The following is a 23,173-nucleotide window of genomic DNA, read 5'->3' on the forward strand; positions in this document are numbered from 1 at the left end:
CATGGCTCTTGGGAAAGAAGGGCTCAAGCCGCGCCATCTGCGCCTCAGTCAGCCAGAAAAGATTGCTCATCAGAAGGCCCTCCTGGCACCTCCTGAATCACCGAACAAGGGTATAATCAATGGGTCCTGACCCTAACCATAGGGGATCCCCCTTAGTTCACGACAAATTCGGCGTGCAACGCCCCCGCCGCATGAATGGCTTTCAGGATATCAATCATGTCTCTCGGCCGAATTCCCAATGCGTTAAGACCCGCGACGACCTCTGACAAGGACGATTCACCCGATACTTCCGCAAATCCGATACCGGGCTCTTGCGTTATCTCGGCTTGCGTGCGCGGCACGACCACGGTTTCCCCAGGAGCAAACGGATTAGGCTGAGACACGACCGGTGCCTCGCGGACGCGAAGAGTCAGATTGCCTTGCGAAACCGCCACGCGGGAAATTCTGACATCCTCTCCCATCACGATGGTTCCCGACTTGTGATCGATAACGACCCTGGCCGCAGCTTCCGGTTCCACGGTAATATTCTCGATCTGGCCCATAAGGCGCGCGGGATTGACATTGCCCAGGACGGTGGAGTTGATGGAAATAGTTCCAGAATCGACAAGCTCTGCCAGTCCGCGGCCAAGCTTGCGATTTATTGCGGCCTCTACACGTGCAGCCGTTGTAAAATCCGGATTTCGCAGGGCCAACCGCAAATTGGTCATTTGCGAAAAGTCGAAAGCCACCTCTCTCTCCACCCTTCCGCCCGAGGGTATCGTGCCTGTTGTGGGAACGCCTTGGACGACCGAAGCAGCCGCTCCGGAAGCCTCTGCGCCGGCGGCCAGAACGGCTCCTTGGGCGACAGCATAGATTTCACCGTCGGCCGCATTCAGCGGCGTCATCACCAGAGTGCCGCCAAGCAGGCTCTTTGCATCACCAATAGCCGCCACATTGACATCGATCTGGGAGCCTGCGCGCGCGAAAGGCGGCAGCGCAGCTGTGACAATCACCGCCGCAACGTTCTTTGGTCGGAACGCTTCGTCGGTGACGTTGACTCCCAAACGCTCGAGCAATCCGGCCATGATCTCTTCTGTGAAAGGCGCGTTCCGCAGGCTGTCGCCCGAACCATTGAGGCCGACGACCAGGCCGTAGCCCACGAGGTCATTTCCCCGCACCCCGTCCACATTCGCGAGATCCTTGATACGGACAGGCGCAGCGACTGCGATTTGTGCAAAGCCAAGGGCCGCCAGAAGGATGAAAAGAAATCTCATGACAGGTAATCAGTCAGATTGAGACGCGAGAGACGCGCGGTAAGCGCATATAGGCTTTCGATCTTGGCTTCCACTTCCTCGAGGGCCGTGGCCGTCTCGTAAGGATCGGCATTTATCAGGTTTGATCGGGCGACAGTCAGCGCCGTGACCTCGGCGCCATTTCGGGTCTGCGCTTGCGTGACGACGGCCTGCCTTTGACCAAGATCGGCAGCGGCGCTGATCAATCCGGTGCTTCCTTTCACCAGCCGTGAACCTGCTTCGGTAAACAGATCACGCAGCGTCGCCCCGTCGACGCCCGTGCCGGCTTCCGAAGCATATGCCATGATGGCCATGCCCTTCAGCGTATCGCGCAATGTCGAAGAGTTTGCGGTCAAACTCATGCTGACCTGGCTGTCGGGGGATACGGCCAGAGAGGTGCTGCCGCTGTCGCTGCCCTGGAATGTGGTATCCAGGAAGCCGCCTGCACCGGCCGGAGCATCGAACCAAGCGTCAATGCGCGCTGCGATATCCGAGGCCGTCGTGGCGCCAGAGACTGCCGTGCCCAAAGCAGTCATCATGTCATCAAAGCTGCCGAGCGGCGCCGTATCGGAACGGGATCCGGAAAACAGGTAGCGCCCTGCGACATTGGTATTCAAGGTGCTGAACATCGAGCGGAAGTTCTGCTCGATGCCACCAAGTTGTGACCGAAGTTGGTTCTCGTCCGAGCCTCCGGCCTGAGTGAGCAGGCTTGGTCCAAGATCGTCCACGGTGTCCTTGATGCTTTCCAGCGCAGTCTGCATGGCTTGAAACTGCGCTTGAGCCTCGGAGGCATTCAGCTGAAAGGAACTCAGCATGGCCAGCCGCCCCTCGATATGCGAGATCTTGTGCAGATCTCCGCCCAGCGCTTTGGGGACATCCGTCTTGATGCCCGTCATCATTTCCTGGGTCAGCTGATCAAGCCGACTTTTCAGCGAACTCTGACCAAGGCGAAGCTGGAAGGTGCGCGAAAGATCACCGATCGAGTTGAAGGATGTCATGTCAACCTCAGAATAGCATCAAGCATGTCGTTTGCGGTCTGAAAGACCTTCGCATTGGCGGAATAGGCTCGCTCCAGCGCCAGGAGACTTTCCATCTCCTTGTCGGTATCCACGCCGTCCGCCAACAAGGCTGTTTTCAGACTGTTCTGATGCGCGCTGTCCTGCAACGCGGTGGCCTCGGCCTGAATTCGATTGGTGGAGGCAAAGGACGAAAGATGCGCGGCGAGGCTCTGCAGGCTTCGCGATTGTTGAGTCAGGTTTCCCGAGGCGGGCAGCCGCGCTGTCGAAAGAGCAGAGCTCTGGCGGCCCAGCAGGCCGCTTTCCCCGGAATCTCCAGAGTTTGCGGCGCTCACGCCGGCACGGACGCGCCATAAATCGCCGCCAGCTGCGGGATCGATCAGCGTGGTTACCGAGATGCGACCGGCAAAGCCGGTTTCATCGGCAGGATCCAGGGCACCTTGCGCATCCGTGAAGATGCCGGGCCCGCCGGCATTCAGAGACGGATCGACCGCGGGATCGGCCAATCTGTCATAGATTTCGCGCGCGAACCCATCGATCTGCTGCTGATATTCGGGCGCCACCTCATCCCGGATGGCGAAATTGGCACTGATGGTCCCGCCGCTGAACATGTCCATCTGCCCGGCGCTCAGTTCCTTGCCATTGAACGTCAGCCTTGCCAGCGCGCCATTGGCCAGGGACATTTGCGGAGTAATGTTCCCGGCGCTTTCAAAGCTGATGCTCGCGGGCGCGGTGCCGTCAAGCAGGATGGCGCCGCCGACGGTGAAAAGCGCGATGCGGCCATTTTCCCGAGGCACTTCCTTGACAGGCACGATATCCGCGATCCCGTCGATCACAGCCTGCCGGGTGTCCACAAGGGAAGATGCATCCTTGCCCTGCGCCGAAAGGCTGACGATCTGCTTGTTGAGCACGGCGACCTGCTCAAGCGCCGCATTGAGGCGCGCGACATCCTTGCTGATGGCACTGTCTGCCGCCGTGCGCTCAGCCTGGATGCTATCGGACATGGTGTTCAGCTTGTCGGCCAGGCCGGTGGCGGCCGTCAGCACATTGCCCAGCTGCGTCTCGTTGTCGGGACGAGCGGCCGCGCTCGTCAGGGCGGATTCAAAGGCCGTCAGCATCTGACCCAGGGAGGACGCCTCCTGGCCGGTTCCAAACAGTTGCTCCATTGCGACATGAAAGGCCGATGTCGTTACCGATGCACCGACGTCGGCTTGCGTAAGGCGGCTGTCGGCGAGCAGCCCGGCGTTCAGGATGCGATCGACGCCTGCCACGTTGACGCCGCCACCACGCTCGGACGGACGGGACGAAAGCTCGAGTTCGCGCCGCGCATAGCCGGGCGTGAGTGCGTTCGCGATGTTGGAGGACACCAGCTCGGTGCCCCGCGAGGCGGCGGTCAGGCCCGAGACGGCATTGGAAATTGCGGACGAAATACTCATGCAACAGCTCCGATTGGCGGTGCGCCGGGGCAAGCCCTTCTTGCCCCGGGTGACGTTATCAGCGTTTCAGGTTGGCGGTTTCCTGCAACATTTCGTCGACCGTCTGGATGACCTTCGCATTCGACGTATAGGCGCGCTGGGTCTGGATAAGGTCGGTCAACTCGGCTGCCACGTCGGTCGTCGATGCCTCGCGCGCGTAGCCGGCGATCTCTCCGGTCGGACCGTCGCCCGAGTTCCACAGGTAGAAGGCGCCCGAATCGGGGGAAACCTTGTAGGTCTGGTTGTCCAGCGCGATCAGGCCATTCGGGTTCGGCACGTCGACCACCGGCACCTGATAAAGGGTGCGGGTGAAGCCTGTGTCATAGGTCGCGCGAATATAGCCGTTCTCGTCGATTTCAAGCGCGGTCAGGCTGCCGACCGGAGACCCGTTCTTGGTCGCATTGGCCGGGGAGAAATCCGAAGCCAGCTGCGTGATGCCCTGGCTGGCGCCGTAGCGGCCGAGGTCGATGGTCATGGGACCGTTCGCACCGGTCACGGTCAGCGTGCCGGTGGCCGGATCAAAGGCGCCGCCCGAGCCGGTGGTGACGTTCATCAGCCGGCCGCCAGTGGTCGCGCTGCTGTCGAATTCCAGCGTATAGCTGCCGATGAGCGATTCATCCGCAGCCGTCGCCGCGTCGTCGATGATCGCGGAATCGCGCACCTCCATCGTCCAGCTGTTCGACCGGCTGCCCGTCGTGCCCGAAACGTCCGGGGTGAAGGTGAAGGCCATCTGTTCGGAATTGCCGAGATTGCCGAAATATTCGACATTCATTTCCTGCGCGTCGCCCGTGGCGCCGCCGACCGCAGCATCGGCCGGCAGGTTGATGCCCAAGGTGATGCGCGTGGTGGGATCGGCGGCGGTCTGGCTGCCGTCGATGCGGATCGGTTGCAGCCCGGTCGCGGAATCGCGCGGCTGCGCCGGGATCGTGCCATCGGCATTCGCCGGCCAGCCCATCAGCACCAGGCCGGAGTTGGTGCGCAGATAACCCTGGTCGTCCGTGTCGAACGAGCCGGTGGTGGTCATCATCAGGTCGCGCGGCGTGCTGTAGCCCGAGGCCACCGCGGAGGAGGTGACGACCGGCAGCATGCCGCGGCCGGTGATGGCGATGTCCAGCGCGTTCGAGGTGGTGACCAGGTTGCCGCGCTGATTGACGTCGCGCGAGGTGGCGGCGCGCACGCCGCCGGCGGTGTAAAGACCACCGCCCCGGCCCTGGTTGATCACCATGCTTTCGAATTCGGTATCCACGCGCTTGTAGCCGTAGGTGCCCGAGTTCGCGATATTGTCCGAGATATTGGCCAGCCGGGTCGAGTTGGCGGCCAGGCCGGAAACCCCGGCGCTGAGGGCGGAAGAGATGGACATTCTGCAGTCATCCTGTCTGAGTCGTTCCTGGGAATTCTGCCGGAGAGGGATTAACAGGGCCCTAATGCGCTCCGGCCGGCGGCGGTCATCTGAGTAAAATCACTTCGATCCGGTTGTTGTTCGGATCCATCGGGTTGACCGAGCGGTTGCGGCGGTCGGCATAGGCGGTCACGCGCTGGATGCGGGTGCTGTCGAAGCCGGTCCCCTCGAGCAGGTTGCGCAGCGCGTGGGCGCGGGCATCGGAAAGCGCCCAGACCGGCGACTGGATCAGCATCTCGGGATAGGCGCGCACATGGCCGGTCAGCGCGATCTCGTTCTTCACCCGCTGCAGCACGCTGGACAGCACCTCGGCCAGTTCCTTCATCGCCGGGGTGGGCTGGGCGCTGTCGCCGACGAACAGCGGCTCGTCCATCAGGTCGGTCAGCTCGATCACCAGCCCCTCGTCGGTCATGCGGGTGACGACATGGCGCAGGAGGTTGACCTTCTGCATCGATTCGGCGCCGCTGCCGGTCAGCTGGTTCTGGATGCTGCGGGCCACTTCTTCGAAGCCGGCCTGCTGCCCCTCGCGCGCCTGGGCCATCAGCTGGTCGCGCGAGGCGCCGGCGCCCTTGCCGCTGTTGGTGTCGGAATCCTGCACCTCGCCGCCAAAGGGACCGTCGCTGCCGCTGGCCGGCGACTGCACGATGGTCGGGTTGAAGTAATCCGCCAGGCCCTGGCGCTGCTTTTCCGTGGTGGCATTCAGAAGCCACATCAGCAGGAAGAAGGCCATCATCGCGGTCACGAAATCCGCATAGGCGACTTTCCAGGCGCCGCCGTGATGACCGGCTTCGCCCCCGCCCTGCACCCGCTTGATGATGATCGGGGCGCCGCCCCCGTTGCCGGCCATGGCCATACCTTTCCTGTGTCCTGCCCCAAGGTCTATGCACGGCGCGCTAATATCCAGTTAACGGCTCAAATGCGCCGCATTTCCCGCCTCTGGAGTCATTCCGGTCGCGGCGGCAAATTGAACAACCCGCTCGAAACAAAAAGATTTTCAAGGCTGCCGAGCTGTCCCGCCTCGGCAGGCTGCCTGCGCCTTCAACTCTTCTACAAGGCGAATCGGACGCTGCATCTTGCGCCGGCCCCCCGCCCCGATATTCTGGCCGGATGTTGACCGAGGGCGCATATGACCTGACCACCGGCGCCGGGCTGATCGCCTGCCCGCGCTGCGATGCGCTGCATGTCGAGCGCGAGCTGGAACCTGGCGAGACCGCGCGCTGCGTGCGCTGCAACACCGTGCTGGCCAGCCCGCGTGCCGGTGCCTTCACCCGGATCATCGCGCTGTCCTTTACCTCGCTGGTGCTGATGGTGGGGGCGGTGTTCTTTCCCTTCCTGGAAATCTCGCGCATGGGCTTCGGCAACCAGACCTCGCTCTTCGGGGTGGCGCTGGCGTTTTCGCATGGCGCGCTGATGCCGCTGACCGTGGCGCTGCTGGGCTCGATCGTCGGGCTACCGGTGCTGCGGGCGGTGCTGCTGGTCTATACGCTCTTGCCGCTCAGCCGGAACCGCCGGCCCTTTGCCCATGCCGTCCCCGCCTTTCGCCTGTCCGAGGCGCTGCGACCCTGGTCCATGGCCGAGATCTTCGTCATCGGCACCGCCGTCGCGCTGATCAAGGTCGGGGGCCTGGCCAATATCAGCTTCGGCCCGGCCTTCTGGGCGTTCTGCGCGCTGATCCTGGTCAATGCCGCCAGCAATGCCTTCACCAGCGCCGCCACGATCTGGGACGCGATCGAGGACGCGGGCCTGCTGACCGACGGGCGCGAGATCGTGCCGGAGCATCGCGCGTGACCCCGGGCCGGGACCAGCATGCCCCGGTGATGACCGCGCATCGCGCCGGGCTGGCCGGCTGCCGCGGCTGCGGCCGGGTCTGGCCGGAATCCGAGACCATTTGCGCCCGCTGCGGCGGCGCGCTGGTGCCGCCCGACCGGCGCTGCCTAAACGCGGTTTGGGCCTGGCTGGCCGCGGGACTGATCTTCTATGTCCCGGCGAACCTGTTCCCGATGCTCAAGACCTCGGTCTTCGGCGGGCTCAGGGGCAGCAGCGAATCGACCATCCTGGGCGGCGTGGTCGAGCTGATCCATTATGGCAACTACTGGGTCGCGGCGGTGATCTTCGTCGCCTCGATCGTGGTGCCGCTGGGCAAGTTCATCGCCATCAGCTGGCTGGCGCTGGTCGCGGGCCGGCCGGCGACGGTCAGGCAGGCGCACAAGCGGCTGGTGCTCTACGAGATCGTCGAATTCATCGGCCGCTGGTCGATGATCGACGTCTTCGTGGTCGCGATCCTGTCGGCCCTGGTGCAGCTGGGCTTCGTCGCCTCGATCCATCCCGGGCCGGCGGCGGTGTCCTTCGCACTGTCGGTTGCCTTCACCATGCTTTCCGCGCAAAGCTTCGACCCTCGACTGATCTGGCGCGGCCTGCCGCTGCGCAGCCGCAAGGACCCGGAATGACGGATACGCCGCCGCCCAAGGATGCCCCCCTGAAACCCGCCGAACCTGCCCGCAAGCCCGCCGCCCGCGCGGTCCGGGCCGGGCTGCCGCTGATCTGGCTGGTGCCGATCATCGCGCTGGTCGTCACCCTGGGCGTCGGCTGGAACATGATCGCCGGCCGCGGCACGCTGATCTCGGTCGCCTTCAAGGACGCGACCGGCATCACCCCCGGCGAAACCGCGCTGAAATTCCGCGAGATCACCGTGGGCAAGGTCGAATCCGTGCGCTTCACCGAAGACCTGCAACAGGTCAAGGTCGAGATGCGGGTCGACAAGGATCTGGCGCCCTATATCGACAAGGACGCGCAGTTCTGGATCGTGCGGCCGCAGGTCTCGGCGCAGGGCATCTCGCGGCTCGACACCGTGCTGACCGGCTCTTTCGTCGAGGGCTACTGGGACGACAAGGTCGACCAGCCGCAGACCGCGTTCAAGGGCCTCGACAAGCCGCCGCTGACCAGCTTCGGCGAAAAGGGCACCTGGATCGTGCTTTCGGCCGAGCGCTCGCGCGGGATGACCGAGGGCGCGCCGGTGCTGTTCCGCGGCCTGCCGGTCGGGCAGATGCAGAACCTGCGCCTGGCCGAGAACGACGAGGGCGTGCTGACCGATGTCTTCATCGCCGCGCCCTATGACAAGCTCCTGACCACGCGGACGGTGTTCTGGGACACCTCGGGCTTCTCGGTCTCGCTGGGGGCGCAGGGGCTGTCGCTGAACGTGAACTCGCTGGCCTCGGTGCTGCAGGGCGGGGCGGAGTTCGCCACGCTGAACTCGGGCGGCGCACCGGTCGAGGACGGCCATGTCTTTTCGTTGCAGCCCGACCAGGCCTCGGCCGAGGCCAATCTCTTCGACGACCAGGGCCAGGCGCTGCGGCTGACCATGCTGGTCGATGAATCGGTCAGCGGGCTGGAAACCGGGGCGAATGTGCAGTTCATGGGCCTGACCGTCGGCCGCGTCACCAGCTTCGCGGCGCGCACGGTCAAGGACGACCAGGGCCAGGACCATGTGGAACAGGAGGTGACGCTGGCCCTGACCCCCGAGCGCCTGGGCCTGCCGGCGGGCGCGACGCCCGAACAGGCGCTGGACTTCATCGACGGCCAGGTGCGCCAGGGCCTGCGCGCCCGCCTGGCCAGCGCCGGCTTCTTCGGCACCTCGCTGGAGGTCGAGCTGGTCGCGCTGCCCGACGCCGCGCCGGCGGAGCTGGACCGCGACGCGCAGCCGAACCCGGTCATCCCCTCGGCGCCGGGCGACATCTCGGATTTCACCGGCACGGCGCAGGGCTTCCTGGCCCGGGTCGGCAACCTGCCGATCGAGGAGGTGCTGAAATCCGCCAGCGACATGATGAACTCGGTCACCGCCATCGCCAGCAGCGAGGACACCCGCGCCATCCCCGCCGCGCTGCGCGGCACGCTGGAGAACGCCGGCTCCGCCGCCGATGAGATCAGGAGCGCCACCGCCGAGCTGCGCGAATCCGGCGCCCTGACCCAGATCCGCGGCATGGTGGACGAGGCCCAGGCCGCGGCCGAGGCGGTCAAGCTCGCCGCCGCCGATGTGCCGCAGATGGTCGATCAGATCGACGCCGCCGCCGCCAAGATCGAGGCGGTGGACTTCGCCGCCATCGGCACCGAGGCCGAGGGCATCCTCCGGGACGTCCGCGCGCTTCTGGGCACCGAGGATGCCGAGCAGCTGCCGAAGAACCTGTCCGAGACGCTGAAATCCGCCACCGGCCTTCTGAACGACCTGCGCGACGGCAATGCGGCGGGCAGCCTGAACACGGCGCTGGCCTCGGCCAGCACGGCGGCGCAGGATGTCTCGGACGCGGCCAAGCGCCTGCCGCAGCTCTCGGCCCGGCTCGAAACGCTGGCGGCGCGCGCCGACGCGGTGCTGGCGGCCTATGGCGACCGCTCGAGCTTCAACACCGAGACCATCAACCTGATGCGCGAGATGCGCCGCGCCGCCAATGCCTTCGGCAGCCTTGCGCGCACCATCGAGCGCAACCCGCAAGCCTTCATCCTGGGACGATAAGATGCGCCTGATCCTTGCCGCCGCCGCCTGCCTCGCCCTAACCGCCTGCTCGAACGGCGAAAAGACCGCCCGCTACCTGATCGACCCGCCCGACAGCGGCCAGCGCGTGGCCGATCGGCTGGGCACAGCGGAACTCAAGGACGTGTCGCTGCCGGAATATGCCGCGAGCGACGAGGTCAGCTGGCAGACGGCGGACGGCGCGGTGCGCTCGAACACGAAACAGCTCTGGGCCGACGATCCGCAGCGCGCCTTCACGCTGACGCTGGCGCGGACGATCTCGGACCTGTCGGGCGCGACGGTGATCGCCGAACCCTGGCCGCTGTCGGAACCGCCGCGCCGCACGCTGGAGGTGCGGGTGGAAAAGGCGCTGGCCCTGGCCGACGGCAGCTATCGCCTGTCGGGCCGCTATTTCGTCGGTGATGCCACCGCCGGCGGCGCCAACCAGGCGCGCAGCTTCGACATCAGCATCCCCCTGGCCGATGCAGGCCCAGCCGCCGTCGCCCGCGCGCAATCCCAGGCCATCGCGCAGCTGGCCGGCCAGATCGCCACGCTCTCGGGCCCGGGCCGGTCGATCCGCACCAGCAGCGCGCCGGTGCCCCGCATCGACGATATCTTCTCGCAGCCGCTGCCGCCGCTGGAAGGCAGCTGATCGCCTTCACCGTTTCGAAAATACTCCGGGGGAACGTCTTGCGTGCCCCATCGAGGGGCGCGCAAGACGTGGGGGCAGAGCCCCCTTGCGCCTCAACCGCCTTGGTCGGGCTCGAACTGCCCGAAACGCCCTGCGGCAAAGACCAGCGGATGGTCGCCCGGCCCCGCCACCGTCACCCGCAACACCCGGCCGATCAGCACGGAATGGTCGCCCGCCTCATGCGCGGCATGGCCGGCGCAATCGAAACGTGCCGCGACCCCCGGCATCACCGGCACGCCCTCGGGCGTCAGCACCGGCTCCAGCCCCTGGAACTGCCGCCCGCCCTTGGTGAAGCGCAGGCAGGTTTCCAGCTGCTCCGAGCCCAGCACATGCACCGACCAATGCGCCGCCTGCGCGAAGACATCGTGCCGGGTCGAGGCCCGCGCCGGGCACCACATCACCAGCGGCGGCTCCAGCGAGACGCTGGCGAAACTGTTCACGGTCATGCCCACCGGCCCCAGCGAACCGGCGGTGGTGACGACGGTGACGCCGGTCGCATAGCGGCCCAGCGCCTCGCGCAGCAGCCGGGCCTCGGCATTGGCGGGCTGGAAGGTGATCTCGTCGGCCAGCCGGTCGCGGGCTGCGGGGGGAAGGCGGCTCATGACTGGCCCTATCTGCGGGATAAGGCCGTCAGGCCCTTGCCCTCTTCTTAGCCGCGACGCGGCATGGCATCAAGTTGGCTCGCCCGACGCGGCAAACGGCGTCATCGCCCGCAGCATCGCGCCATGCAGCGCCGGCCCGGCCACCACCAGCCCCGGCGTCAGGGCCTGGGGCGTGTTGAAGCGCATCGGCGCCCCGGCCAGGTCGCTGACCTGACAGCCCGCACGCGCGGCGATCAGGCTGCCGGCGGCCACGTCCCATTCCCAGGCCGGCCGCACCGAAAGCGTCGCGTCGAACTGCCCGTCCGCGACCAGGCAGAAGCGCCAGGCAAGCGAGGGCCGGAACACCCGGCGCAGCGGCGGCGCCACGCCGCGCCAGTGCCGGGGGTCGAGGCCGGGCTTGCCGGTCAGCACCCGCGCGTCCTGAAAACCGTGGCTCGAGGCCGCGATCGGCCGGCCGTCGCGCAGGGCCGGGCCGCCCTCGGCCGCGGCATAGGTCACGCCCATCGCCGGCAGATGCACCACGCCCGCCACCACACGCCCGGCCCGCGCCACGGCCAGCGAGACCGAAAAGCCCTGCTGCCCGTCGATGAAGGCGCGGGTGCCGTCGATCGGATCGACGATGAAGCAATGCTCGGCCGCCAGCCGCTCGGGCGTATCGGCGCTTTCCTCGCTGAGCCAGCCGTAATCCGGTCGCGCCTTGCGCAGCACGGCTTCCAGGTGGGTGTTGACGGCCAGGTCGGCCTCGGTCACCGGGCCGGCGCCCCCGGGCTTGTCCCAGACCTGCGGCGCCTGCCGCCAGAAGCGCAGCGCGATCTCGCCGGCCTCGACCGCGGCCTGCTCCAGCAGCGCCAGATCACGCGCCGGCAAGGGTCATGCCTTCGACCAGCAGGCTGGGCACCCGCATGCCGCGCCAGTCCGGCAGGTCACTCGCCGCCGTCAGCCGCAACAGCATGTCGCGCAGGTTGCCGGCGATGGTGCATTCGTTGACCGGATAGGCGATCTCGCCATTCTCGACCCAGAAGCCGCCGGCGCCGCGCGAATAATCCCCGGTGGTGCCGTTGATCGAGGCGCCCAGCATCGACGTCACCAGCAGTCCCCGCCCCATCTCGCGGATCAGCGCGTCGCGGGTCTGGTCGCCCGGCGCCAGCTCCAGATTCGTGACCCCGGGCGAAGGCGGGCTGCCAGCGCCGCGCATGGCATTGGCGGTCGAGGGCATCCCGAGCTTGCGCCCCGTCGCCAGGTCCAGCGTCCAGCCCTGCAACACGCCGTCCTTGACCAGCAGGCGCGGCGCGGTGGCCAGCCCCTCGGCATCGAAGACGCGCGAGCTGCCGTGGCGCGGCAGATGCGGGTTCTCCAGCAGGTCGAAGCCCTTGGGCAGCACCTGCTCGCCCAGGGCATCGCGCAGCCAGCTGCCACCGCGGGCGATGGCGGCCCCGTTCGCGGCGCCGACCAGATGGCCGATCAGCCCGCCCGCCACCCGCTCGTCATAAAGGATCGGGAAGGCGCCGGTCGGCGGTTTGCGCGCGCCGCGCCGCGCCACCGTGCGCTCGGCCGCGAGCCGGCCGATCTCTTCGGGCGCGGGCATGTCGGCGGCATGGACCCGGCTTTCCCCGGCCCAGTCGCGCTCCATCCCCAGGCCCTCGCCGGTGATGACCACGGCGGAAAGCCCGTGGCCGCTGCGGCCGTAGCCGGCGGAGAAGCCGTTCGAGCCGGAAATCCACATCCGCCGCCGCGAATGGTTGGCGCTGGCGGATTCGATCTGCGACACGCCCTCGACCGCCAGCGCGGCGGCCTCGGCGCGCAGCGCCAGATCCTGCAGCAGCTCGGGGCTGGGCTCGGGGCCGGGGTCGAAGAGTTCCAGCCGGCTGCTGTCGGTGTCGCGGGTCAGCTGGCCGGGCTCGGCCAGGCCCAGGGTGTCGTCGACCGGCGCCTCGCGCGCCATGGCGACGGCGCGGGCCGCCATCTCGGCAATGGTCCGCTCGGACCGGTCCGAGGCCGAGACGCAGGCCTGCCGTCCGCCGATCAGCACGCGCAGCCCGATCTCGACGCCTTCGGCGCGCTCGGCATGTTCCAGCCGGCCGCCGCGCACGTCGACCGAAACCGCCGCCGCCTCCAGCGCCACGGCATCGGCCTGGTCGGCGCCGGCCTGCCGGGCGGCCGAGAGCAGCCGGTCGGTCAGCGCCTGAAGCTGCGAGAATTCGCACATGCGTTCACCCTTCATATGTGCCGGGGGCCGGGACGACTTGTCCGGCCCCCGCAATTCCGTCCCGAGACGCGGCCGCAAGCGCCGCGCCGCCGCTTACTTCATCTGCTGGCCGTTGACGAAGATCGAGCCGCCTTCCTTGAACTCGACCTTGCTGACCAGCTTGTCCTCGCCCTCGGCCTCGGGCTTGGCGAACATGGCGAGCATCATGCGATAGCCCATGATCTGGTCCTCGGGGATCAGGCCCATGCTGCCCAGCTTGTCGATCAGCCCGTTCAGCCCCTCGGCATGGGCGTCGATCTGGCCGATGGGCGCGGTCATGTCGCCGTTTTCCGGCGCCTTCAGCGCACCCTCGGCGGTGACCTTGGCGCCCAGCGCGTTCAGCGCGAACTGGTTGATCGCCAGGTCGACCGGAGCGAAGGGCTGGTCGGCCGCGGCATCCGCTTCGGCATCAGCCTCGGCCGTGGCCTCGGCATCGTCGGCGGGGGCGGCATCCGCCATGCCCTCGGCGGTGGCGTCGTCGGTCGCGTCGGCCGGGGCGGTCGCGTCATCGGCTGCGGCGTCATCCGCGGCGGTCTGGTCGAACAGATCCTTGGTCACCTTGGCGGTGCCGGTCACGTCCACATCCAGCGAAGCCGGGTCGCGCGGCAGCTGGCCCTGGGCGTCGAACAGGTTCCAGATCGCATCGCCCAGCGTCAGCCCGGCCAGCGAATAGGCGAACTTGAACGGCTGCGCCTCGTCCGACTGCATCACCGGCATCTGCATGTCGAAGCTGCCGCTTTCGATGGCATAGTTGATCGGGAAGGGCACGTCGCTTGTGGTCAGCTCGAAACGGCCCGCGTCCGAGCCGGCTTGGTAGGACATGCCGTCCCGCGACAGCGCGAAGCTCAGGTCGAAGCCCTGGCCGTCGTATTTGCCGGCGCCGGTCTGCGGCTGGCCCTCGTCACTGGTGCCGGCGAAGTCGAAGCTGGCGGCCAGCGCGCCGGCCTTCACGGTGCCGCTCATGGCAAGCCCGGCCTTCAGCGCGGCGTTCATGTCCTCTTCCGGCTTCGCGCCCTGCGGCAGCGCCATCTCGCCCGAGATCTCGGCCCCGTCCAGCGTGCCGTCGAACTTGACCTTCTCGCCCTCGGACTCGGGGATGTCGCCGCTGAAGGTGATCTGGCTGGATTTCATCGCATAGTCGTATTTCGCCGGCGCGCCGGCGACGACATGGAAGGTGCCGGTGGAATCGGCCAGGCCCAGCTTGATCGGCAGCGGCTTTTCCTTGTCGCCCGATTTCATCGTGGTCAGCGTCAGGTCGATCCGCGGATAGTCGAATTCATGCGTCATGTCCTCGGCCGCACCCGAGGTCACGATCTTGTTGCCCGGCATGGCGACGGCAAAGGGCACCTCATAGGCCTCGCCGGCCTCGGTCTTGCCGGTCGCAAGCCCGGTCATCGTGTCGGCGAAAACCGTGGTGACCTTGCCGTCGTCGCCGGTCAGCGCGATCTGCGGCACGGTCATGCTGACGCGGCCATCCTCGGGGCCGCCGATGAATTCGACATCCGAAAGCGTCAGCGTCTCGCCGGCGGTGTCCTGCTTGCCGGGGGTGACGGAATAGCCCATCGACTGGTAGTAATCGAGCCAGGACTGCCAGACCTGGTCCGGGGTCACATCGGCGAAAGCCGGCGCGGTCATCGCGGCCAGTGCCAGCGCAGAGCTTGTCAGTCGCAGGTTCATGTCATTACCTTCCGGCGAGTATGCATAAGAAACGTCTGCGGGGTTTTGCCACAGCCGGCGGGCGGCTCCAAGGAGGGATTGATGATCGCAAGGGAATTCGCAGCCGGAATCGGCCGCATCACCATCGCGCGGCCCGACAAGGCCAATTCGCTGACCGCCGAAATGCTGGCGGCGCTGACCGAGGGTTTCGAGGCGCTGGCCGCCGAGCCGGGCCTGCGCGCGGTGATCCTGACCGGCGCCGGCAAGGTGTTCTCGGCCGGCGCCGATCTCGAGGCCGCGCGCGCCGGCCTCGCGCTGTCGCCGGAATGGGAGCGGCTGTCGTCCCGCATCGCCGCGATGCCCTGCCTGACCATCGCGGCGCTGAACGGCACCGTGGCCGGCGGCGCCATGGGCATGGTGCTGGCCTGCGACCTGCGGCTGGCGGTGCCGGATGCGAAATTCTTCTATCCCGTCATGCGCTTGGGCTTCCTGCCCCAGCCCAGCGACCCGGTGCGGCTGCGCGCGCTGATCGGCCCGTCGCGGGCCCGCATGATCCTGATGGCCGGGCAGAAGATCCCGGCCGACGAGGCGCTGGCCTGGGGACTGGTCGACCGGCTCGTCGCCCCCGAGGCCCTGCTGGCCGAGGCCGAGGCGCTGGCCGGCGACGTGCTGGCCGCCAGCGCCGAGCAGGTCGCGGCGATCAAGCGCATGCTGGACTGAACGCGAGCGCCCACGCGGTGCGCCCCGTTCGCGCCGCACCGGCGCGCGGGGTCAAATGCGCGTGATCTGCGGCCTTGTGTCGCGGTCAGGCGCCCGGATCAGGCATAGGCGGCCTGTTTGCCGAAATGCGTGCACAGCATGTAATAGATCACCGCGCGATATTTGTTGCGGTTGGAACTGCCGTATTGCGCCACCACGTCCTGGATCGCCGCCATCAGCTCGGGTCCGTCGGGCAGGCCCAGCTTCTTGACCAGGTAATTGGCCTTGATGCGCTCCAGTTCCGACTTGTCCGAAGCCGCCACGGTCTCGGCATCGGCGTCATAGATCGAGGGGCCGCAGCCGATCACCACCTTGGCCAGCAGATCGGCATCGGCCGAAACGCCCAGCTTGTCCTTCAGATCGGCGGCATATTTGGCGATCAGGTCGTCGCGTTTGCTCATGCTCTGTCCCTTCCGGATTTGTCCCTGTGCCCGAAAGCCTAGCGCGAGACTGATAAATATCAACTGAAACCCTGCGTTTGCATCCGGTGCCCCGTGATCGGCCAGCCCTGGCGCGCAGGCGCGACGGCATCAGCCGAAAACGGCGCGCGCTGTGTTAAAAACGCCGCGGCATCCCTGTAGAAGACAGGCAGACAACGCAGGATACAGGAGAAGGTCATGCCCGGGATCGCGGATTTCATCGTCATCGGCGGCGGCATCGCCGGCGTCTCGGTGGCCTATGAGCTGTTGCCGCATGGCAGCGTGATCGTGCTGGAGCAGGAGAGCGCGCTTGGCTATCACGCGACCGGCCGCTCTGCCGCCGTCATGACCGAAAACTACGGCACCCCGATCTGGAGCCGGCTGGTCAGCGCCAGCCGCGGCTTCCTGGAAAACCCGCCCGAGGGCTTTGCCACCGCGCCGCTGCTGACCGACCGGGGCGCGCTGTTCCTGGCCCAGGCGCATGAGACCGGGCTGCTTCAGGCGCAATATGACGCTCTGGTGGCGCGCGGCGCGCGCGTCGAGCTGGTCCCGGCCGCCGATGCGCTGCGCTGGTGCGAGGTGCTGCGGCCCGAGACATTCGCCGCCGCCATGCATGAGCCCGACTGCAAGGACATCGACACCAACGAGCTGATGATGGGCTATCGGCGCGGTATCCGCGCGGCGGGCGGCGTGATCGCGACCGGCGCCCGCGTCACCGCGATCCGCCGCGACGCGGGCGGCTGGCAGGTCGACACGACCGCGGGCGCGTTCCAGGGCGGCACCATCGTCAACGCGGCCGGCGGCTGGGCCCAGCAGGTGGCAGGCATGGCCGGCCTCGGTCATCGCAACGTCCTGCCCTTCCGCCGCACCGCCGTCACCTTCGACGCGGCGGCCGGCAGCAACCTGCACCGCTGGCCGATGACCTTCGACCTGGCCGAGACCTTCTATTTCAAGCCCGAGGCCGGCCGGGTCATGGTCTCGCCCGTGGACATGGCGCAAACCGTGCCCTGCGACGCCCAGGCCGACGAGCTGGAGGTCGCGCTCGCCATCGACCGGATCGAGACCTTCACCACCATGAAGGTGCCGCGCATCTCGCATAAATGGGGCGGGCTGCGCACCTTTGCGCCCGACCACGAGCCGGTGATCGGCGCCGATCCGCAGGACGCGCGCTTCACCTGGCTGGCCGGCCAGGGCGGCAACGGGGTCATGGCCTGCGCCGCCGCGGCCCGGCTCGCGGCCGCGCTCGCGACCGGCCAGGGCGTGCCCGCCGATCTCGCCGCGCTCGGCATCACCGAAGGGGCGGTCTCGCCCGGCCGCGACTGCGTCATCGACCGCACGGCCAAGGATGTGCCGGTCGGAACGCTCGGCGGGTGACAGACGGGCGGCGAACCTCTGAACCGGACCGCGCGCCCGCATCCGGCGCAGCCACGGCAGCCGATCACAACCGCGGCCTGTTTGACCAAAAGCAAGGAAGCCCGCCCCGGATCCTGTATCGTGACCGGATCAATTCGGAGGGGCGGCGATGCCGGGGAAACATCTCTCGCGCTGGACATTGGCCTGGTTCGGCTCGGCCCTGCTGGCCCTGCTGGCGGCCTGCGGGCTTGGCCTGCTGGGGGTGGCGGGGCCGGGCGCATGGACCGGCGGCAACGGCCTGGCCCTGGTGCATGTCTTTGCGCTTGGCTGGCTTTGCCAAGTCATGATGGGCGCGCTGGTCCAGTTCGTGCCGGTGCTGGCGGCGCGGCCGCTGGCCCTGCCCATGCTGGCGCTGCCGGCGCTGCTGGTCTCGTCGGCGGGTACCGTGGCGCTGGCGCTGGGTTTCCTGGTGCTGGAGGGCCGCGAAGCGCTGCAGCCGCTGTTTCTGGCCGCACCGGCAGCGATCGGACTGGGGTTCGCGATGGTCGCGGCGATGGTCGGCGCCACGCTGTCCAGCCGCGACAGCCTGCGCCTGGCCGAGGTCAGGATGGTGCTGCTGGCGCTGCTCGCCCTGGCCGGGCTGTGGCTCAGCGGCGCCATGATGGTCCTGACGCTTTCGGGCCGCGACCCCGCCGTGGACCTGTCCCAAGCCCTGCCGCTGCACATGCTCCTGGGCATCGGCGGCTGGCTGAGCCTGGCGGCCTTCGGGGTCAGCTACAAGCTCTTCGCCATGTTCCTGATCGCCCCCGACCAGGGCGGGCGGCTGCGCGGCGCGGTGTTCCTCGCCGCCGCCCTGCTTGTCGCGGTGCTGCTGGCCGCGTTCCTGATGGTGCTGGCCGGCCGCCCGGCCGACGGGGCCACGGTCGTCGCCCTTGGGCTGATCCCCGTCCTGATCCTGCTCTACCTCGCCGAGATCGCCCGAATCTGGCGCAGCCGACGCCGCGTCGCACCCGAGGTCAACATGCTGTGGAGCCGGGCGGCGCTGGCCTTCCTGGGCCTTGCCATGGCGCTTTCCGTGCCGGGCTGGTTCCTGGGCGGGCCCTGGGCCGAGGCGGCGGTCTTTGCCGCGCTGGTCGGCTGGCTCTCCACGCTGACCCTGGCGCAGCTGGTCAAGATCGTCGGCTTCCTGACCTGGATCCAGGTCTTTGCCCCGCGGATCGGGCGCCAGCCGGTGCCGATGGTGCAAAAGCTGATCGACGCCAAGGCGGCGACGCTCTGCCTGGCGCTGTGGTCCGCCGGCACGCTGGCCGGCTGCCTGGCGCTGCTGGCCGCCAGCCCCGCCGGCTTTCGGCTTGCGGCCGCGCTGCTGAGCCTTGCCGCGCTGGGGATCGTGCGCGAGCTGATCGCGGTCCGCCACCTGTCACATCTGGCGGCCGAGGAACGCCCCGCCCCCCTGCCGCCCCTGATCCTTCCCCTGCTTCAGCCTCGATAACGCGCGGAGTCCAGACCATGACACAGCCCCTTGAGTTCGACGTCCGCCCGATCATGCAAAGCGGCGACGACCCGTTCGGCGCCATCATGGCCGCCGTCGACGCGCTGTCCCCCGGCCAGGCGCTGCGCCTGCTGGCCCCGTTCCGGCCGATGCCGCTGTTCACCGTCATGGCCAATCGCGGCTTCGGCTTCAGCGACCGCCAGCGCGCGGACGGCGTCTGGGAGGTGCTGTTCACCCCTGTCGCCGACGCTCCCGATGCGGCGGGCATGGCGCCCGGATCGACCCCGACCGCCGGCTTCTGGCCCGATGCGGTCTGCGAGCTGGACCTGACCGGGCTGATGCCGCCCGAGCCGATGGTGCGCATCCTGGAGGAAATCACCCGGCTGGCCCCGGGCGAGGTGCTGTTCGCGCTTCTGGACCGCGAGCCGATGTTCCTGTTCCCCGAACTGGCGCATCGCGGCCATGAATGGGCGGGGAATTTCGCCAGCTCCGGCCAGGCCTACCGGCTGCTGGTGCGGGCGGGGGCGCAGGATGACTGACCGGCTGCCCGAGTTGCGGCAGGCCTTGCGCGGCGTGCTCGACCCGGAAACCGGGCGCGACCTGATCGCCATGGGCATGATCTATGACCTGCGGCAGCAGGCGGGCACCGTCCATGTCACCATGACCACCACCACGCGCGGCTGCCCGCTGACCGAAATGCTGCGCATGGGCGTGCAGGCGGCGCTGCTGTCGGTGCCCGGCATTGCGGCGGTCGAGGTCACGCTGACCTGGGAGCCGCCCTGGTCCCCCGACCGCATGGAGCCGCCGGCGCCCTGATCCGGCCTTTCGACCGTCCCCAGCAGACCACCGCCGGCATCCCGGCCGCAGCCGCGCTGCGGCCGTCTTGATTCGACCAGGGCGGGCCTCCGCGGCCGGATCGGCCGTTCGTTCCGGCGGCGGCGCGGAAATCGTTCCGCTCTTTGCGCTGCCGCAAGCAAGGGGCGGTTTTCCCCGATCCTGCTTGATGCGGCTCAACGACGGCGGGCTCACGGTTCGGTTACTATTTCCTCGGCGGATCAAAGAACCGTCCCGACACCAAGCCACGAGCGAAAGGAACCTGTCATGACCTCCCTCTCCATCAGCCGACGCACCATCCTGGCCGGCGCGGCCATCGCCGGAGCCATGACCCAGGTCCGCCAGGCGGTGGCCGAGACCAAGGAGGTGCTGACCCCCGCCGCCGCGACCGACATCGCCAGCCTGCCGCGCCAGAAGGTGAAGCTGGTCGATCCGCCCTTCGTGCATGAGCACGAACAGGTCGCGACCGGCGGCCCCAAGGTGGTCGAGTTCGAGATGACCATCGGCGAGAAGAAGATCACGCTCGACGACAGCGGCGCGACCTATTGGGCCTCGACCTTCAACGGCACGGTGCCGGGCCCGCTGATGGTGGTGCACGAGGGCGATTACGTCGAGCTGACGCTGATCAACCCCGAAACCAACGAGCTGATGCACAACATCGACTTCCACAGCGCGACCGGCGCGCTTGGCGGTGGCGGCCTGACCCAGGTGAACCCGGGCGAGAAATGCGTGCTGCGCTTCAAGGCCACGAAGCCGGGCGTCTTCGTCTATCACTGCGCGCCTCCGGGCATGGTGGCCTTCCACGTCGTCTCGGGCATGAACGGCGCGATCATGGTGCTGCCGCGCGAGGGGCTGAAGGGCCCCGAGGGCGAGGCGGTGACCTATGACAAGGTCTATTACGTCGGCGAGCAGGACTTCTATGTGCCGCGCGACGAGGCCGGCAACTGGAAGAGCTACGACACCCCCGGCGAAAGCTACGAGGACGTCGTGGCCGTCATGCGCAGCCTGACGCCGACGCATGTGGTCTTCAACGGCGCCGTCGGCGCGCTGACCGGCGACAATGCGATGAAGGCGAAGGTCGGCGAGACCGTGGCCTTCGTCCATTCCCAGGCGAACCGCGACACCCGGCCGCACCTGATCGGCGGCCACGGCAACTATGTCTGGGCCACCGGCAAGTTCAACAACCCGCCCGAGCGCGGGCTGGAAACCTGGTTCATCCCGGGCGGCACGGCGGGCCTGATGGTCTATACCTTCGAGCAGCCGGGCGTCTACGCCTATGTGAACCACAACCTGATCGAAGCCTTCGAACTGGGCGCCGCCGCGCATGTGGTGGTCGAGGGGAACTGGAACGACGACCTGATGAAGCAGGTGGTCGCTCCCAGCCCGATCGGATCGGGCGTCTAAGCCCGGTCCGGCCCGCCGCGCGGGGGACGTGCGCGGCGGGCGCCTTTTCCAGGGGATACCACCATGCATTTCGCCGAACTGCTTGTCGCCAGCACCACCGTCGCCGTCGCCGGGATCCTGCACCTGGCCGGGCCTGACCGGGCGCCCTCGGTCGACATCCCGGCCATGGTGCGGCTGGAGCCGGCGCCGTTCCAGCACCGGCTGGACGGCGATTGGCAGCGCAAGGGTCTGCCGGTCGATGCGCCGATGGCCACCGTCTCGATGCCGGCGCCGGTCGAGGTGATGGCGACCCAGGTCAGCAACCGGCAATGGAACGCCTGCGTCGAGGCCGGCGCCTGCGCGCCGCTGGTGCAGCCGGGCGCCCGGCCGGACCTGCCGGTGGTGGGCGTGAACTGGTATGACGCCCAGGCTTATGCCGCCTGGCTGTCGGACCGGACCGGCGCCACCTGGCGCCTGCCCACCGACGTCGAATGGGCCCATGCCGCCGCCGAGTTGTTCCGCGACGACGCGCTGGGGGTCGAAAGCGACCCGACGAACCCCGCCGTGCTGTGGCTGGCCGAATATGCCGCCGAATCCGCGCGCAGCCGCGAACTGGACCGCGAGATCCGCCCGGTCGGGCAGCTGAACGTCAATTCGCTGGGCATCCACGATATCGGCGGCGCGGTCTGGGAATGGACCTCGACCTGCCTGCGCCAGGGCGAGATCGACGATCAGGGCGCCATCCTGCGAGAAAGCGAAAGCTGCGGCATCTATATCGCCGAGGGGCTGCACCGCGCCGCCATCGTCGATTTCGTGCGCGACCCGAAATCGGGCGGCTGCTCGGTCGGCGTGCCGCCTGCCAACCTGGGCTTGCGCCTGGTGCGCGAAACGGGCTGACGCGGCATGGGGGATGCGACACGGGGGTCTGCGACACGGGGGCCTGCGACACGGGGGATGCTTTGCTTTCACCCGCTTTTGCGGCACTCAGGGGAGGACCCCTTGCTGGAGGCGACCCCGTGGTGATCGACATTTCCCATGTGCGCAACCTGCCGCTGTTTCGCCATATGGAGCCGGCGGCCCTGACGCGGCTGATGGCGCGGGCGACGCCGCAGCGCTTTCCGCAAGGCGCGATCGTCTTCGAACAGGGCGCCGAGGCGGTGGCCTTCTACGTGCTGCTGCACGGGCGGCTGAAGGTCAGCCAAGTCACGGCGGACGGCCAGCAGGTCATGGTGCGCGTGGTCCATCCCGGCGACCTGTTCGGCTTTGCCCGGGCGCTGACCCGCAACGACTATCCGGGCACCGCCAAGGCCGCCATGGATTCGCTGGTCATCTCCTGGCCGATGACGGATTGGGACGCGGTGGTCGAGGGCCATCCGCGCCTGGCCATGAACGCCATGCAGGCCATCGGCCAGCGCCTGGACGAGGCCCATACCCGCCTGCGCGAAATGTCCACGCAGGAGGTCGAGCGCCGCGTCGCCCATGCCGTGCTGCGCCTGGCCGAAAAGGCCGGCTGCGTCGAGGAAGCGGGCACCCGCATCGACTTTCCGATCTCGCGCCAGGACATTGCCGAGATGACCGGCACCACGCTGCACACCGTCTCGCGGCTGCTTTCGGCCTGGGAAAGCCGCGGCCTGGTCGAGGGCGGCCGGCAGAAGCTGATGGTCACCGACGCCGAGGGGCTGGCCCGGATCGCCGACCCCGAGGACTGAGCGCCATACCGTGACCCGGCGGACAGCCCCCGTCAAGGCGCGGCCCGGCCGGGTCCGCGCCCATCCGAAACGCGGGCCGACCCCGGCCCCTGTCCGAAAGGCCCGCCATGACGCGCCGGATCCCGACCCCGCTGCACCGCCGGATCGCCGGCGAATCGCGGTTGTTCGCCGGCCTGCCGCCGGGCATGGCCGAGCGGCTCCTGGATGCGTCCCGGGTCCGGCGGCTGACGCGCGGGCAGGCGCTGTTCCATCACGGCGACATTGCCCAGGCCATCCACATCGTCGCCGAGGGCTGGGTGAAGCTCTATCGCATCGCTCCGAACGGGACCGAGGCCGTGGTCGGCGTCATGACCCGCGGCCAGAGCTTC

The 23,173-nt window shown here is 68.1% G+C and carries 23 protein-coding genes; 13 read left to right on the forward strand and 10 right to left on the reverse strand.

All coding sequences use genetic code 11. The features are described from left to right. Positions 1-152 precede the first annotated feature (152 nt). The 5 genes from E3D03_RS16700 to E3D03_RS16720 all read right to left on the reverse strand — a co-directional run bounded on the left by E3D03_RS16700 (position 153) and on the right by E3D03_RS16720 (position 6,008). Entirely contained in the window at positions 153-1,253 is a 1,101-nt protein-coding gene (locus tag E3D03_RS16700) for a flagellar basal body P-ring protein FlgI (protein ID WP_081614948.1), read from the reverse strand. Continuing rightward, positions 1,250-2,269, reverse strand: coding sequence for a flagellin (locus tag E3D03_RS16705; RefSeq protein ID WP_263567893.1), 1,020 nt, complete (start codon positions 2,267-2,269; stop codon positions 1,250-1,252). The genes E3D03_RS16700 and E3D03_RS16705 overlap by 4 nt, the downstream gene beginning before the upstream one ends. Further along, positions 2,266-3,723 carry a flagellar hook-associated protein FlgK gene (gene flgK, locus E3D03_RS16710; protein WP_263567894.1) on the reverse strand — a complete coding sequence of 486 codons (1,458 nt, stop codon included), beginning with the start codon at positions 3,721-3,723 and terminating at the stop codon, positions 2,266-2,268. Before flgK ends, E3D03_RS16705 begins: the two co-directional genes overlap by 4 nt. A 58-nt stretch (positions 3,724-3,781) precedes the next feature. Further along, complete coding sequence (locus E3D03_RS16715) at positions 3,782-5,122, reverse strand: flagellar hook protein FlgE (RefSeq protein ID WP_263567895.1); 1,341 nt, start codon at positions 5,120-5,122, stop codon at positions 3,782-3,784. A gap of 85 nt (positions 5,123-5,207) precedes the next feature. Next, positions 5,208-6,008, reverse strand: a complete 801-nt coding sequence (locus E3D03_RS16720) for a flagellar motor protein MotB (RefSeq protein WP_263567896.1) — start codon at positions 6,006-6,008, stop codon at positions 5,208-5,210. 260 nt (positions 6,009-6,268) lie between these two features. Here E3D03_RS16720 and E3D03_RS16725 point away from each other — a divergent pair, with 260 nt between their 5' ends. From E3D03_RS16725 to E3D03_RS16740, 4 genes are read left to right on the forward strand one after another with little or no spacing between them, the layout of a single operon-like run. Further along, a complete protein-coding gene (locus tag E3D03_RS16725) occupies positions 6,269-6,949 on the forward strand; it encodes a paraquat-inducible protein A (protein ID WP_263567897.1) in 681 nt (226 codons plus the stop codon). Between the two features lie 29 nt (positions 6,950-6,978). Continuing rightward, positions 6,979-7,608, forward strand: a complete 630-nt coding sequence (locus E3D03_RS16730; protein ID WP_062562301.1) for a paraquat-inducible protein A — start codon at positions 6,979-6,981, stop codon at positions 7,606-7,608. Beyond that, positions 7,605-9,665 carry an intermembrane transport protein PqiB gene (locus E3D03_RS16735; protein ID WP_263567898.1) on the forward strand — a complete coding sequence of 687 codons (2,061 nt, stop codon included), beginning with the start codon at positions 7,605-7,607 and terminating at the stop codon, positions 9,663-9,665. Before E3D03_RS16730 ends, E3D03_RS16735 begins: the two co-directional genes overlap by 4 nt. Before the next feature lies 1 nt (position 9,666). Further along, positions 9,667-10,314 (forward strand): membrane integrity-associated transporter subunit PqiC, encoded by a 648-nt coding sequence (locus E3D03_RS16740; RefSeq protein WP_263567899.1) that lies wholly within the window; start codon positions 9,667-9,669, stop codon positions 10,312-10,314. Positions 10,315-10,406: 92 nt separating this feature from the next. Here the strand turns inward: E3D03_RS16740 and E3D03_RS16745 are convergent, their stop codons facing one another. The 4 genes from E3D03_RS16745 to E3D03_RS16760 all read right to left on the reverse strand — a co-directional run bounded on the left by E3D03_RS16745 (position 10,407) and on the right by E3D03_RS16760 (position 14,877). Next, positions 10,407-10,955 carry a flavin reductase family protein gene (locus E3D03_RS16745; RefSeq protein WP_017999268.1) on the reverse strand — a complete coding sequence of 183 codons (549 nt, stop codon included), beginning with the start codon at positions 10,953-10,955 and terminating at the stop codon, positions 10,407-10,409. A 69-nt stretch (positions 10,956-11,024) separates the two neighbouring features. Further along, positions 11,025-11,822, reverse strand: coding sequence for a 3'(2'),5'-bisphosphate nucleotidase CysQ (locus E3D03_RS16750; RefSeq protein ID WP_263567900.1), 798 nt, complete (start codon positions 11,820-11,822; stop codon positions 11,025-11,027). Further along, the gene (locus tag E3D03_RS16755; RefSeq protein ID WP_263567901.1) at positions 11,809-13,161 is read right to left on the reverse strand and encodes a TldD/PmbA family protein; all 1,353 of its coding nucleotides are present in this window, start codon (positions 13,159-13,161) and stop codon (positions 11,809-11,811) included. The genes E3D03_RS16750 and E3D03_RS16755 overlap by 14 nt, the downstream gene beginning before the upstream one ends. A 93-nt stretch (positions 13,162-13,254) precedes the next feature. Next, positions 13,255-14,877, reverse strand: coding sequence for a DUF2125 domain-containing protein (locus E3D03_RS16760; protein WP_263567902.1), 1,623 nt, complete (start codon positions 14,875-14,877; stop codon positions 13,255-13,257). Between the two features lie 81 nt (positions 14,878-14,958). On the opposite strand from E3D03_RS16760, the gene E3D03_RS16765 reads away from it, so the two are divergent. Continuing rightward, entirely contained in the window at positions 14,959-15,576 is a 618-nt protein-coding gene (locus E3D03_RS16765) for an enoyl-CoA hydratase/isomerase family protein (protein ID WP_263567903.1), read from the forward strand. A gap of 98 nt (positions 15,577-15,674) precedes the next feature. On the opposite strand, the gene E3D03_RS16770 is transcribed toward E3D03_RS16765, so the two are convergent. Next, entirely contained in the window at positions 15,675-16,016 is a 342-nt protein-coding gene (locus tag E3D03_RS16770; protein ID WP_062561725.1) for a DUF2853 family protein, read from the reverse strand. Between the two features lie 216 nt (positions 16,017-16,232). Between E3D03_RS16770 and E3D03_RS16775 the strand changes: the two genes are divergently transcribed. From E3D03_RS16775 to E3D03_RS16810, 8 genes are all read left to right on the forward strand, one after another. Continuing rightward, the gene (locus E3D03_RS16775) at positions 16,233-17,408 is read left to right on the forward strand and encodes an NAD(P)/FAD-dependent oxidoreductase (RefSeq protein WP_263567904.1); all 1,176 of its coding nucleotides are present in this window, start codon (positions 16,233-16,235) and stop codon (positions 17,406-17,408) included. A 148-nt stretch (positions 17,409-17,556) separates the two neighbouring features. After that, entirely contained in the window at positions 17,557-18,879 is a 1,323-nt protein-coding gene (locus tag E3D03_RS16780; RefSeq protein ID WP_263567905.1) for a hypothetical protein, read from the forward strand. A 17-nt stretch (positions 18,880-18,896) separates the two neighbouring features. After that, entirely contained in the window at positions 18,897-19,418 is a 522-nt protein-coding gene (locus tag E3D03_RS16785) for a DUF2249 domain-containing protein (protein ID WP_062561723.1), read from the forward strand. Beyond that, positions 19,411-19,695 carry a metal-sulfur cluster assembly factor gene (locus tag E3D03_RS16790; RefSeq protein ID WP_263567906.1) on the forward strand — a complete coding sequence of 95 codons (285 nt, stop codon included), beginning with the start codon at positions 19,411-19,413 and terminating at the stop codon, positions 19,693-19,695. The genes E3D03_RS16785 and E3D03_RS16790 overlap by 8 nt, the downstream gene beginning before the upstream one ends. Positions 19,696-19,980: 285 nt before the next feature. Continuing rightward, a complete protein-coding gene (gene nirK, locus E3D03_RS16795; RefSeq protein WP_263567907.1) occupies positions 19,981-21,117 on the forward strand; it encodes a copper-containing nitrite reductase in 1,137 nt (378 codons plus the stop codon). Positions 21,118-21,180: 63 nt separating this feature from the next. Continuing rightward, positions 21,181-21,993 carry a formylglycine-generating enzyme family protein gene (locus tag E3D03_RS16800; RefSeq protein WP_263567908.1) on the forward strand — a complete coding sequence of 271 codons (813 nt, stop codon included), beginning with the start codon at positions 21,181-21,183 and terminating at the stop codon, positions 21,991-21,993. Between the two features lie 122 nt (positions 21,994-22,115). Further along, complete coding sequence (locus tag E3D03_RS16805; protein WP_232419320.1) at positions 22,116-22,805, forward strand: Crp/Fnr family transcriptional regulator; 690 nt, start codon at positions 22,116-22,118, stop codon at positions 22,803-22,805. Between the two features lie 107 nt (positions 22,806-22,912). Further along, positions 22,913-23,173: cyclic nucleotide-binding domain-containing protein (locus E3D03_RS16810; RefSeq protein ID WP_263567909.1), on the forward strand; the 261-nt coding region annotated here is incomplete at its 3' end.

Source organism: Paracoccus sp. DMF (genome assembly GCF_004407025.1).
GTDB lineage: Bacteria > Pseudomonadota > Alphaproteobacteria > Rhodobacterales > Rhodobacteraceae > Paracoccus > Paracoccus aminovorans_B.